The organism is Roseovarius mucosus DSM 17069 (assembly GCF_000768555.3).
GTDB lineage: Bacteria > Pseudomonadota > Alphaproteobacteria > Rhodobacterales > Rhodobacteraceae > Roseovarius > Roseovarius mucosus.
The window spans coordinates 541,532-553,370 of sequence record NZ_KN293975.1; the positions used below are offsets into that span (position 1 = coordinate 541,532).

At 64.0% G+C, this 11,839-nt stretch carries 9 protein-coding genes, 1 tRNA gene, 1 pseudogene and 1 other annotated feature; of the genes and pseudogenes, 8 read left to right on the forward strand and 3 right to left on the reverse strand.

What is annotated here, in order from left to right; genetic code table 11:
• The 4 genes and pseudogenes from ROSMUC_RS02710 (at window position 1) to hypE (ending at window position 3,994) form a co-directional block, all read left to right on the forward strand.
• A pseudogene (locus ROSMUC_RS02710) lies at window positions 1–1,486 on the forward strand (sigma-54-dependent transcriptional regulator).
• 3 nt (window positions 1,487–1,489) lie between these two features.
• The gene (gene hypC / locus ROSMUC_RS02715) at window positions 1,490–1,780 is read left to right on the forward strand and encodes a HypC/HybG/HupF family hydrogenase formation chaperone (protein WP_037269244.1); all 291 of its coding nucleotides are present in this window, start codon (window positions 1,490–1,492) and stop codon (window positions 1,778–1,780) included.
• A complete protein-coding gene (hypD, locus tag ROSMUC_RS02720) occupies window positions 1,777–2,913 on the forward strand; it encodes a hydrogenase formation protein HypD (protein WP_037269247.1) in 1,137 nt (378 codons plus the stop codon). Before hypC ends, hypD begins: the two co-directional genes overlap by 4 nt.
• A gap of 58 nt (window positions 2,914–2,971) precedes the next feature.
• The gene (gene hypE, locus ROSMUC_RS02725) at window positions 2,972–3,994 is read left to right on the forward strand and encodes a hydrogenase expression/formation protein HypE (protein ID WP_037269250.1); all 1,023 of its coding nucleotides are present in this window, start codon (window positions 2,972–2,974) and stop codon (window positions 3,992–3,994) included.
• 17 nt (window positions 3,995–4,011) lie between these two features.
• Here the strand turns inward: hypE and ROSMUC_RS02730 are convergent, their stop codons facing one another.
• A complete protein-coding gene (locus ROSMUC_RS02730) occupies window positions 4,012–4,632 on the reverse strand; it encodes an exopolysaccharide biosynthesis protein (RefSeq protein WP_037269253.1) in 621 nt (206 codons plus the stop codon).
• A gap of 201 nt (window positions 4,633–4,833) precedes the next feature.
• Here ROSMUC_RS02730 and ROSMUC_RS02735 point away from each other — a divergent pair, with 201 nt between their 5' ends.
• From ROSMUC_RS02735 to ROSMUC_RS02750, 4 genes are all read left to right on the forward strand, one after another.
• Window positions 4,834–5,799, forward strand: a complete 966-nt coding sequence (locus tag ROSMUC_RS02735) for a calcium/sodium antiporter (RefSeq protein WP_037269256.1) — start codon at window positions 4,834–4,836, stop codon at window positions 5,797–5,799.
• Between the two features lie 92 nt (window positions 5,800–5,891).
• Entirely contained in the window at window positions 5,892–8,408 is a 2,517-nt protein-coding gene (locus ROSMUC_RS02740; protein ID WP_037269259.1) for a cation:proton antiporter, read from the forward strand.
• 85 nt (window positions 8,409–8,493) lie between these two features.
• Window positions 8,494–8,551: a sequence feature (sul1 is cis-regulatory element that is thought to sense ions involved in sulfur or methionine metabolism; They are found in Alphaproteobacteria), on the forward strand.
• A 63-nt stretch (window positions 8,552–8,614) separates the two neighbouring features.
• Complete coding sequence (locus ROSMUC_RS02745) at window positions 8,615–10,105, forward strand: SulP family inorganic anion transporter (protein WP_037269262.1); 1,491 nt, start codon at window positions 8,615–8,617, stop codon at window positions 10,103–10,105.
• A gap of 14 nt (window positions 10,106–10,119) precedes the next feature.
• On the forward strand, window positions 10,120–10,974 hold the full coding sequence (locus tag ROSMUC_RS02750) for a universal stress protein (protein WP_037269264.1): 855 nt from the start codon (window positions 10,120–10,122) through the stop codon (window positions 10,972–10,974).
• 43 nt (window positions 10,975–11,017) lie between these two features.
• Here the strand turns inward: ROSMUC_RS02750 and ROSMUC_RS02755 are convergent, their stop codons facing one another.
• Window positions 11,018–11,623 carry a DUF1989 domain-containing protein gene (locus tag ROSMUC_RS02755; protein ID WP_037269267.1) on the reverse strand — a complete coding sequence of 202 codons (606 nt, stop codon included), beginning with the start codon at window positions 11,621–11,623 and terminating at the stop codon, window positions 11,018–11,020.
• Window positions 11,624–11,731: 108 nt separating this feature from the next.
• Window positions 11,732–11,808: transfer RNA gene (locus ROSMUC_RS02760), tRNA-Met, on the reverse strand.
• Window positions 11,809–11,839 lie beyond the last annotated feature (31 nt).

Here is an 11,839-nt window from a genome sequence, read left to right on the forward strand (position 1 = left end):
ATGGCGGTGCTGCCCACACTCTTGCTGGTCGATGACGAGGCGCATTCGCTCAATGCCATGCGGATGGCGCTGGAGGACGAATTCGAGTGCCTGACGGCCGGTGACGCCGAGGAAGCCACACGGTTGATGGCCGAGCATGATGTGCAGGTGATTTTCTGCGATCAGCGCATGCCGGGGCGCTCTGGCGTGGCGTTCCTGACCGAGGTGCGCGACCGCTGGCCCGAGGCGGTGCGGATCATCATCACTGGCTTTACTGAAACCAATGACATGATCGCGGCGATCAACGAGGCGGGCATCTATCAGTTCGTCACCAAGCCCTGGCATCCCGATCATCTGCTGATGACCGCCAAGAATGCCGCCGACCTCTTTCGCCTGAGCCGCGAGCATGAGCGGATGTCGCTTGAGATGCGCTATCTGGCGCGCAATGTCGAAAGCAAGCTGGAGCAGCAGCGCCGGGCGCTGCGCGAGGGGCTGGGCTTTGAAAAGGTGCTGCGCGCGCCCAATTCGCCGCTCAACGCCGTGATCGCGCAGGCGCGGCAATATGCGAGTTTCGATGTGCCGGTCTTGATCACCGGCGAGGCGGGCACCGGCAAGGCGGCGCTGGCGCGGGCGATGCATTACGGCTCTTTGCGGGCGGATCGGCCGTTTCAGGAAATCGACTGCACCGGGGTCGAGGATGATATTCTGGAGCTTGAGCTCTTCGGCGCGCGGCGCGGGGCGATTGCCGGGCTTCAGACCGGCAAGGTGGGGCTCTTGCAAAAGGCGGATCGGGGGACGCTGTTCCTCAATGGTCTGGCGGGGCTGAGCCCGCGGATGCAACTGGCGCTCTTGCGCGTGGCGCGCGAGGGGGCATTTCGCCCGCTCGGCAGCCATGAGACGCAACGGGTCGATTCTGCGTCTATTGGGAGGGGCGGATCGTGATTTGCGCGCCGAGGTGGCAGAGGGGCGGTTTCGCGCCGATCTCTATCATGCGCTGGCGCGCACCACGCTTGAGGTGCCGCCACTGCGCGAGCGGCCTGGGGACCTGGGCATTCTTGCGCAAAGCCTCTTGTTCGAGGCGGCGGCGGCGCATGGCAAGCCGGTGCATGGTCTGTCGGAGGATGCGATCCGGTTTCTGGCGGGCTATGACTGGCCCGGCAATCTGCGCGAATTGGAAAACGAGATCACGCGGATGTTGATCTTTTCGCAAGACAGCCTGCTGGGGCCGGAGCTGATTTCGCGGCATATCCTGCAGGCGGCACCGGGAGCGCGGCCTGATCTGGCGCTGGATGCGGTGCTGGCGGGGCGTGGCACGCTCAAGGACCGGGTGGAAGAGGTCGAGGCGCGTATCCTGCGCGAGACCCTGACGCGGCTGAAATGGAACAAGAGCCGCGCGGCGCAGGAGCTGGACCTGAGCCGGGTGGGCCTGCGCGCCAAGATCGAGCGTTACGGAATCGAGGAACCGGGCAAGGTGGCCCAATCCGACCCCCAATCAGAGGAGGAGTGAGCCATGTGTCTGGGTATACCCGGTCAGATCGTTGCGGTGACGGATGCCGCCCGGATGATGGCCATGGCCGAGGTGTCGGGCGTGCGGCGGGCGGTCAATGTGGCCTGTATCGCACAGGGGCCGCTTGAGAATCTCGTGGGGCAATGGGCGCTCATTCATGTGGGCTTTGCCATGGCGGTGATCGACGAGGACGAGGCCGCCAAGACGCTGGAGGCGCTGCGGGGCTTGGGCGAGGCGCAGGAAACGCTGGAAGCGATGGCGGCGGGCGATGCGGCACTGGAGGGTCAGATATGAAATATGCCGACGAGTTTCGCGATCCCAGGGCTGCGCGCGCGCTCTTGGACAAGATTGCCAATGTGACCGACGCCATCGGGGCCACGGCGGAAAACCCCAAGCGGATCATGGAGATTTGCGGCGGGCATACCCATGCGATCTTTCGTTACGGTCTGGACAAGCTGGTGCCCGAGGGGCTGGATTTCATCCATGGCCCCGGCTGTCCGGTCTGCGTGTTGCCGATGGCGCGGGTCGATGAATGTGTCGAACTTGCCGAAGACCCGCGCGTGATCTTTACCACCTTTGGCGATGCGATGCGCGTGCCGGGGAGCCGCAAGAGCCTGTTGCAGGCCAAGGCCGATGGCGCGGATATTCGCATGGTCTATTCGCCGCTCGATGCACTGGAAATCGCGCGGCGCAATCCGGAACGCGAGGTCGTGTTCTTTGGCCTGGGGTTCGAGACCACGACGCCCTCGACGGCGCTGTCGATTCAGGCGGCGGCGGCCGAGGGATTGAAGAATTTCAGCGTCTTTTGCAATCACATCACCGTGCCGCCGCCCATCAAGGCGCTGCTTGATGATCCCTACATGCGGCTTGATGGTTTTGTCGGGCCGGGGCATGTGTCGATGGTGATCGGCATCCATCCCTATGATTTCATTGCCCGCGACTATGGCAAGCCCATCGTTGTCGCGGGGTTCGAGCCGCTCGACCTTCTGCAATCGGTGCTGATGGTGCTGGAACAGATCCGCGACGGGCGGGCGGAGGTGGAAAACCAATATGCCCGCGTGGTGCCTGAACATGGCAATCCGGTGTCTCTGGCGGCGATGGCCGATGTCTACGAGCCGCGCCCCTCGTTCGAGTGGCGGGGTCTGGGCGAGATTGACGCAAGCGGGCTGCGTATCCGCCCCGCCTATGCCGCCTATGACGCGGAGGTGAAATTCGGCGTGGGCTATGGCGCCGAGAACCGCAACGTGCCCGAGCCCGAGGGATGCGCCTGTGGGGCGGTGATGACGGGGCGGATCAAGCCCGTGGCCTGCCCGCAATTCGGGCGCGGTTGCACGCCCGAGATGCCTTTGGGCGCGCTGATGGTCAGTTCGGAAGGGGCCTGTGCCGCCTATTACCAATACGGTGGCGCGCGGGCCGAGGCGGTCTAGGGGGCGCAGCCCCCGCGCCTGTGGCGCTCGTCCGGAATATTTTTTGAAAGATGAAAACATGAGCTTGAGGGATACGCGGGTCACGCTGGCCCATGGCGGTGGCGGCACGGCGATGCGCGATCTGATCGAAGAGGTGTTCGCTTCGGTCTTTGCGCCCGAGATGATGGAAGATCAGGCGCGGCTGATGGCGGCGGGATTGCAGGAGCCGGGCGCGCGGCTGGCCTTTACCACCGACAGTTTCGTGGTCGATCCGGTCGAGTTTCCGGGCGGAGACATTGGCACGATTGCCGTCTGCGGCACGGTCAACGATCTGGCGGTGGGGGGCGCGCGGCCCCTCTGGCTGTCGGCGGCGTTCATCATCGAAGAGGGGACCGAAGTGGCGCTCTTGCGGCGGATCGTGGCCTCGATGCAGGCCGAGGCCGAGGCGGCGGGGGTGCGCATCGTGACGGGCGACACCAAGGTGGTGGGGCGCGGCATGGCCGACAAGCTCTTTGTGACCACCGCCGGTGTGGGCGTGATCCCGCCGGGGCGCGATTTGCAGGCGGCTCATATCTGCGCGGGCGATGTGGTGCTGGTGAATGGCGTGCTGGGCGATCACGGCGCGGCAATTCTGGCGGCGCGGGGAGATATGGCTCTGTCGGCCGATCTCGTGTCGGACTGTCAGGGATTGGGGCATCTGATGGAGGCTGTCCTGGCGGCGGCGCCGGGCACACGCGCGGCCCGCGATGCGACGCGGGGTGGGGTGGCCTCGGTGCTCAATGAGATGGCGGCGGCGGCGGGCCTGGCGATCGAGATCGACGAGGCGGTTTTGCCGCTGCGCACAGAAGTGCGCGGGATGTGCGAGATCCTTGGGCTTGATCCGCTCTATCTGGCCAATGAGGGGCGCGTGGTGGTGGTCGTGCCCGAGGCCGAGGCCGAGGCGGCCCTGGCGGCGATGCGCGCCCGCCCCGAAGGCACCGGGGCGGTGGCGATTGGGCGCGTGATGCCGGGCCGTGCGGGACAGGTCACGATGCGCACGCTTTTTGGCGGGGCGCGGATCGTTGATATGCTGGTGGGCGAGCAATTGCCGCGCATTTGCTGAGGCGCGGGGGCGGCATCCTAGTGCAAGAGCGCGTCCGCCCCGGCCGCGAGCGATAGAATTATCGTGACCGTCAGCACGACCGACAGCACGCCCAAAATGAGGCCGACGAAGGTGACGAGCCCGTCGCGCTCCACGATGCCGACGCCCACGGTGAAGAGTGAGACCGCCGGGAACCAGCCGCTGAGCGGCACCGGCAGAAAAAGCGCGAAGGCGATCACGAAGAGTACAAGGCCAAGCGGACGCTCGTTGCGGCGCGCAAAGAGCGTGATGTAGCGCGGCCTAAGAATACGTTCGAGCCGCCGCGTGACGGGACGCAGCCGCAGCACGCCGCGTCGCAGCCGATCCTGATCTATGCGGAGCCTTGCCAGCATGGACGGCAGGCGGACATGCGGATAGCCCACGAACATCTGGCCGGTCGTGACCAGCAAGGGCAGGGCGGTCAAGAGTGTGGTGCCGGGGGGCAGCGGCAAGAGCGTGACCAGTGAAAACACCACGATCGCCCAGCCGAAAGAGGTCTCGCCCAAGGCGGTGAGCAGGGTGCCCAGGGTCAGTGTTCCGGCGCGATGCTGGGCGCGCGAGGTTCGCAGGATCGGAAGCGACAGCGACGGTCGTTTCCGCTTGGCCTTTTTGCCTGTCATGCTGCGCCTCTCACAATCCCGGGCGACATATCGGATGCTCTGCGCCCGAATTCAATCGCTGCTTTGTGTCTAGTCGGGAATGATGACGAATAGACATCGAAATGTGTTGCGCCCCCTTATCTTTGGGGGGCGGCGCACCTAGCTGTGGCAAAGGTGCGCCCGAGCAGGGGCCGGGGCGCTCAGGACAAGGCAAGATTCCAGATGGCGCAGGATTTGATGCTCGTGGCCGCAGGCCTCGTGTTGTTGTTCGTGGGTGGGGAGGCGCTGGTGCGGGGCGCTGTGGCCATGGCCGAGCGGATCGGAGTATCCAAGCTCTTGATCGGGTTGGTGATCGTGGGCTTTGGCACTTCGACGCCCGAGTTGCTGGTATCGGTCAATGCCGCCCTCGACGGGGCGCCGGAAATCGCGCTTGGCAATGTCGTGGGCTCGAACATCGCCAATATCCTGCTCATTCTCGGTTTGGCGGCGGTGATTGCTCCGATCATGGGGTGGGCCCGCACGGCGGTGCGCGAGGCCTTGGTGGCGACGCTTGTCAGTCTCACTGCCTTTGCGCTGGTGCAAGGCGCAGTGATCAGCCGGATGGAAGGGATCGCCATGTTGCTGGTCATGGTTGGTTATCTGGTGGCGAGCTACTGGTTGGAGCGGCGTGACCGTTTGGCGCAGACATTCCAGCATGAGGCGGAGGCATTTGAAGGTCTGCCTGCTGCGCGGCCCTGGTTGCCGCCGCTCTTGGCCTTGGGGGGCATAGCGGCGCTGGTGCTCGGCGCGGATCTGTTGGTCGAGGGGGCGGTGAACATTGCGCGTGTCTTTGGCGTGCCCGACGCGGTGATCGGGCTGTCGCTGGTCGCGGTCGGCACCTCCTTGCCGGAACTGGCGACCGCTATCGTTGCCGCGATCAGGCGGCAATCCGATGTGGTCTTGGGCAATGTGATCGGTTCCAACATCTTTAACATCCTGGCCATTCTGGGGGTGACGGTGGTGATCCAACCTATCGAGGTCAGCGCGCGGTTCCGTGACATAGATACGCCGGTGATGCTGGGCGCGGCGCTCTTGCTCTTGGCGTTACTCTTTGCCACGCGCGGGATTGGCCGGATCTGGGGTGCTGCGATGCTGGCGATTTATGCGGCCTATATGGTGTTTCTCTTTGCCGGTGGCATGGTCGCCTGAGCCGGGTGCGCGCGGTGCTTCTTGGCGAAAACCTGCTCCGAGAGGGGTAAGCTTCGATTCCCAATCCCTGAAATTCCAGCTATTTCAGGGATATGGATATTGTTCTTGTCACGACGATCATTGCGTCGCTCTTCTTGGTCATTGCGGCTGCTGACCCTTTGGCGGCGCGGCTGCGGCTGCCCTATAGCGTGATCCTCGCCTGTCTGGGGATGCTGATCGGGGTGGGGGCGATCTTTTTCCTGCGCACCGAGTTGACCGATGCGCTCAATCCGGTGGCCGAGGCCATTCTGGGGTTGCCGATCCGCTCCAATGTGTTTCTTTACGTTTTTCTGCCCACGCTGCTCTTTCAGGTCACGCTTGGGGTCAACCCGCGCCGGATGATGGATGACTGGGTGCCCATTCTGGTGTTGGCGGTGGTGGCGGTCGTGGTGGCGACGCTGGCGGTGGGCTATGCCTTGGCTTGGGCCAGTGCGCTGCCTCTGGTGGCCTGCCTGCTGATCGGCGCGATTGTCAGCACGACCGATCCGTCGGCGGTGGTGGGGATTTTCCGCTCGATTTCCGCGCCGCGCCGGTTGTCGCGGATCATCGAGGGCGAGAGCCTCTTGAATGACGCGGCCGCCATCGCGCTCTTTGGTCTCTTCATGGCCTTTGTGATGTTGGGGGTGCCAGATCCCAGCTTTCAGGACGCCCTCGCGCAGTTTCCGGTGCTGATCGCAGGTGGGGCGGTGGCGGGCTGGCTGATCGCGCGGATCGCCGTGTGGCTGATGGCGCTGATGGCGCGCTATGAGCTGGCAGTGATCTCGGTCTCGGTCGCGTTGCCCTATCTCGCCTATATCGGTGCGGAGCAGAGCATCGGGGCGTCGGGTGTGATCGCGGTCGTCGCGGCGGGGCTCACACTCAACCTTACGGGGCCTGCGCGATTGCCGCCGCTGATCTGGACCAACCTGCGCGAGGTTTGGGATTTGCTGGCGCATTGGGCGGGGGCGCTCATCTTTATCCTTGCCGCGCTCCTGATCCCGCGCCTGCTGGAAGAGGTGCGGGCAGGGGATTTCGTGCTGATCCTTGTGGTCATCGCGGCGGCCATCGCGGCGCGGGCGGTGATCCTCTTTGGTCTCATGCCGGTGCTGAGCTTTGTGCGTCTCTCTCCTGTGGTGGAGCGGCCTTATCGTGTGGCAATCCTCTGGGGGGGATTGCGCGGGGCGGTCACGCTGGCGCTTGCCCTTGCCGTGACCGAGAGTTTTCGGGTGCCGGTCGAGGTCAAGCGGTTGGTGGGTATTCTGGCCACTGGCTTCACCCTCTTTACGCTGTTGGTGCAGGGCACGACGCTCCGATGGGTGATCGGGCGATTGGGACTGGATCGCCTCTCGCCACTGGATCAGGCGTTGAGCAATCAGGTGATCGCCGTGGCGCTTCAGACCGTGCGTGCGGATGTGGCGCGCACCGCCGAGAATTATGAACTGACGCGCGAAACGGTGCGTTCGGAGGCCAAGCGCTTTGCCGAGCGGCTGGACCGGGCGGTCGAGACCGCCGAAGAAGGGGCCGAAATACAGGACCGCGACCGTATCACGCTGGGGCTTATTGCCCTTTCGGGGGCAGAGCGCGATACCATTCTGGCGCGGTTTCGCGAACAGGCGATTTCGGCGCGGTTGTCGGAACAGATCCTGACCGAGGCGGATCGGTTGATCGAGGCGACCCGCTCGGGGGGGCGCACCGGCTATCAACGCGCGGCGCGGCGCAGTCTGCGGTTTGGGCGGGCCTTTCGCTTTGCGGTGCTGCTGAACAATCGGTTGCGGATTTCGCGGCCCCTCGCCTTGATGACGGCAGACCGGTTCGAGGTGCTGTTGTCGCAGCGCCTGATCCTGCGCGATCTGAGCGGGTTCATCGACGGGCGTATCCGGCGTATCCATGGCAAGCGGGTGGCCGACCTCTTGCACGAGCTGCTGGCGCGGCGGCAAGAGGCGGTGGAAACCGCACTTGAGGGGCTGCGCCTGCAATATCCCGGCTATGCCGAGGAGTTGGAGCGCCGGTTCATTCGCCGCACCGCGCTGCGGCTGGAAGAGCGCGAATATGGCATGCTGCGCGAGGATGGGCTGATCGGGGCGGAATTGCACGTGGCCTTGATGCAGGATATTGCCGCGCGCCGCCTGCGCGAGGAACAGCGCCCCAAGCTGGACGTGGCCGTGCAAAAGGCCGAGCTGGTGCGGCAATTCCCGCTCTTTGCCGATCTCGACGAGCGCAGTTTGCGGCAACTGACGCGCGCGCTGCGCACGCGCTATGTCAACGAGGGCGATGTGATCCTGCGCAAGGATACGCCCGCGCGGCGCGTGTTCTTTATCGCCTCTGGCGCCGTGGAACTGGCGGTTGCGGGGCAGACATGGCGTTTGGGACGGGGCGAGATGTTTGGTCAGATGGCCATTCTAATGCAGAAACCCCGCCGCACCGCCGCAACGGCGATTTCCTCGTCAACCCTGCTGGTGCTGGACGAGGCGCGGTTTCGGCGGCTGCTCAAGCGCAGCGCGGGGTTGCAAGAGGCGGTGCGTCAAAGCGCCAAGGCGCGCGGGGTCAAGACCGATGCCTTCACCATCCCGGAGTTGATCGCACAAGAGTGAGGAACCCCGCGACCCACCATTGCCGCATTGCAGCGAAAAGGGCTTGGCATCGGGGAAAGGCTTCGTTAAACGCCGCGGTTAATCGCATGGACCCGGGTGCAAGGCCCGGGTGGCTCTTCCGGCCGCCTATCCGCCGGATCATTGAACCCTATCAAGATGCACAATCGGGCCGCGCATCGGCTGGCCGGATCAGGGACGGATTTCACATGATTTCAATAGATGCCTATCGGGCGCAATGGTTTGGCAATATCCGGGGCGATCTGCTCTCGGGTCTGGTGGTGGCGCTTGCGCTCATCCCCGAGGCGATTGCCTTTTCGATCATCGCGGGTGTGGACCCGAAGATTGGGCTTTATGCCAGTTTCTCGATTGCTGTGATCACGGCGATCACCGGTGGGCGGCCCGGCATGATCTCGGCGGCTACGGCGGCAACGGCGGTGCTGATGGTGACGCTGGTCAGGGATTACGGGCTGGAGTACCTGCTCGCGGCGACGGTACTTGCGGGGCTTATCCAGATCGGGATGGGGGTGCTGCGGCTGGGGTTCGTGATGCGCTATGTGTCGAAATCGGTGATGACCGGGTTCGTCAACGCGCTCGCTATTCTGATCTTCATGGCGCAGTTGCCGGAACTCGATCCGCGGAGCGTGCCTTGGATCACTTATCCGCTGGTCGCGGCGGGACTGGGGATCATTTACCTCTTCCCGCTTCTGACCAAGGCTGTGCCATCGCCGCTGGTCACGATCCTTGTACTGACAGCGCTCACGCTGGCGCTTGGCCTTGATGTGCGCACGGTGGGCGACATGGGCGCGCTGCCCGACACATTGCCGGTATTCCTGATCCCCGACATTCCGCTGACGTTTCAAACGCTGATGATCATCCTGCCCTATTCTGTGGCGGTGGCGGTCGTGGGGCTGCTCGAGAGCCTGATGACCCAGAATATCGTCGATGATCTGACCGACACGAAATCCAACCGTAGCCAAGAGATGATCGGGCAGGGGATTGCCAATAGCGCCACCGGGTTTATCGGCGGCATGGCGGGCTGTGCGATGATCGGGCAGTCGATCATCAACGTCAAGTCGGGCGGGCGCGGGCGGCTGTCGTCCTTTGTGGCGGGTCTGTTCCTGCTGATCCTCGTTGTGGGCTTGGGCGATGTGGTCAGCCACATTCCGATGGCGGCGCTGGTGGCGATCATGATCATGGTCTCGATCGGCACGTTTTCCTGGTCCTCGATCAGGAACCTGCGCGAGCATCCGCGCTCGTCCTCGATCGTGATGATCGCGACGGTGGTGACAGTGGTCTATACCCACAACCTTGCCATTGGCGTGCTGGTGGGGGTGCTCTTGTCGGGCATCTTTTTTGCCGGCAAGATCGCGCAGCTTTTCCGGGTTACGTCAGAGATTTCAAAGGATGGGCGCGAACGCATTTACCGGGTAGAGGGGCAGCTTTTCTATGGCTCCGTCGAGGATTTCATGAATGCCTTTGATTTTCGTGAGGCGCTTGAGAAGGTCGTGATCGACGTGAGTGCGGCGCATATCTGGGATATTTCATCGGTGCAGGCGCTCGACATGGCGGTATTGAAATTCCGCCGTGACGGGGCCGAGGTGGAAATCCGCGGCATGAATGCGGCCTCTGAGACCATCGTGGACAAGCTGGCGGAACATGACAAGCCGGGGGCCATCGACAAGTTGATGGCGCATTGAGGGAGGAGAGCGACATGACGGACAAGATCATCGCCTTGGTCGATGGCTCGATCTATTCGGCCTCGGTCTGTGAACATGCGGCGTGGATCGCAGAGCGTACTGGCGCGCCGGTTGAGCTCTTGCATGTCTTGGGGCGGCGCGAGGGGGCAGAGACCTCTGACCTGTCGGGGTCGATCCGGCTGGGTGCGCGCACGGCGCTACTGGAGGAACTGGCAGCGATAGACGCGCAGCGCGCCAAGTTGGTGGCACACCGGGGGCGGGCCATTCTGGACGATGCGCGCGCCCTGCTGGAGGGGACGGGCGTGACCGACGTAACCACGCGGTTGCGTCATGGGGATATTGTCGAGACGGTCGCCGAGGTCGAACAGGAGGCGCGCGTGATCCTGATCGGCAAACGCGGCGAGGCGGCGGATTTTGCCAAAGGGCATCTGGGATCGAACCTCGAGCGGATCGTGCGCGCCTGTCACAAGCCGGTGGTTGTGGCGGCCCGCGCCTTTCGGCCCATTGAGAAGGTGTTGCTGGCCTATGACGGGGGCACCTCGGCGATGAAGGCGGTGGATCACATCGCGCGCAGCCCGCTCTTTGCGGGGCTGAGGGTGCATGTGGTCACGGTGGGCGCGGCCACGCCGGAGGTCAAGAAGGGGCTGGAGGATGCCCGTGCGCTCTTGGCGGCAGCGGGGATCGTGGCCGAGACTGGCGTGATCGCAGGACAGCCCGAAACCGCGCTTGGCAAGCTGGTGGACGAGGCGGGGTTCGACATGGTGGTGATGGGCGCCTATGGCCACAGCCGCATCCGCAGCCTGATCATCGGCTCGACCACGACCGAGATGGTGCGGTCTTGCAAAGTGCCGGTGGTTCTGCTTCGCTGACTGGGGCTGACAGGCTGACCCCTGGTCGAGGGTCAAACGGTCGTTAGCGCCCCAGTATCTCGAAATGCGCCTCGGTCGGCACGCAGGCGGCCCCGTTGATCGGCAGGATGTCTTGCGGGCAGGCCGACATTGCCACCACGCAATCCATCACCGCGCGCAGCACGACGAAATCCCCCGGTTTGCTGAGCGGTGTGCCCCAAGAGGTGTGCCCTTCGGGATCGACAGGGATATTCATCCAGAGATTCAGCGGGCTGGGGGTCTCGGGGCTGCTCAGGCCCAACTGGCGCAGGGCGGCGTGCAGGTTGTCGGTGCAGTTGTCGTGATAGTCCGTGCAGCCCAAGAGCCCGTAGCGATAATCGTCGCAGGCGGCGATCAGCGTGTCGTGGCGGCCCATGGAGCTGTCTTCTTCGAACATCAGGATGGGGCGGCGGCGGTTGGTGACAAGCGCGTCGCCTGCCGTGGGAAAGATGCGGCCCAAGGTGGGGCGGATATGTTCCATCGACATGAATTCGCCCATGTCATCGGCGCTGAAAGCCCAGGTATCCACCACCTGCGCGCCATGGGTGTTTACGATGCGAATAGCCTCTCCGGCGCTCAATCGCGTGGCCTTGCCGCGCCGGGCGGGTATGGTTTGGAGGGTGGGAGACATGCCTGCGCCTTTCCTGACAGCTAAAGATAAGCTAACAGCTTGCGGCCCCATGCCAAGGACAAATCATGGGTCACTTTCGCGATAGTTGGGAGAGTCTTTGGGAGGGATTGGTAGCGGAGGAGGGACTCGAACCCCCGACACGCGGATTATGATTCCGCTGCTCTAACCAACTGAGCTACTCCGCCAAACCGTGCGGCTAGGTAAGACAGCCCGCGC

Bases quoted from the DNA above. Each gene is read 5' to 3' on its own strand.
- ROSMUC_RS02750 (WP_037269264.1), top strand. From the start codon at position 10,120: ATGACGGACAAGATCATCGCCTTGGTCGATGGCTCGATCTATTCGGCC.
- hypD (WP_037269247.1), top strand. From the start codon at position 1,777: ATGAAATATGCCGACGAGTTTCGCGATCCCAGGGCTGCGCGCGCGCTC.
- ROSMUC_RS02745 (WP_037269262.1), top strand. From the start codon at position 8,615: ATGATTTCAATAGATGCCTATCGGGCGCAATGGTTTGGCAATATCCGG.
- ROSMUC_RS02740 (WP_037269259.1), top strand. From the start codon at position 5,892: ATGGATATTGTTCTTGTCACGACGATCATTGCGTCGCTCTTCTTGGTC.
- hypC (WP_037269244.1), top strand. From the start codon at position 1,490: ATGTGTCTGGGTATACCCGGTCAGATCGTTGCGGTGACGGATGCCGCC.
- ROSMUC_RS02730 (WP_037269253.1), bottom strand. From the start codon at position 4,632: ATGACAGGCAAAAAGGCCAAGCGGAAACGACCGTCGCTGTCGCTTCCG.
- ROSMUC_RS02735 (WP_037269256.1), top strand. From the start codon at position 4,834: ATGGCGCAGGATTTGATGCTCGTGGCCGCAGGCCTCGTGTTGTTGTTC.
- hypE (WP_037269250.1), top strand. From the start codon at position 2,972: ATGAGCTTGAGGGATACGCGGGTCACGCTGGCCCATGGCGGTGGCGGC.
- ROSMUC_RS02755 (WP_037269267.1), bottom strand. From the start codon at position 11,623: ATGTCTCCCACCCTCCAAACCATACCCGCCCGGCGCGGCAAGGCCACG.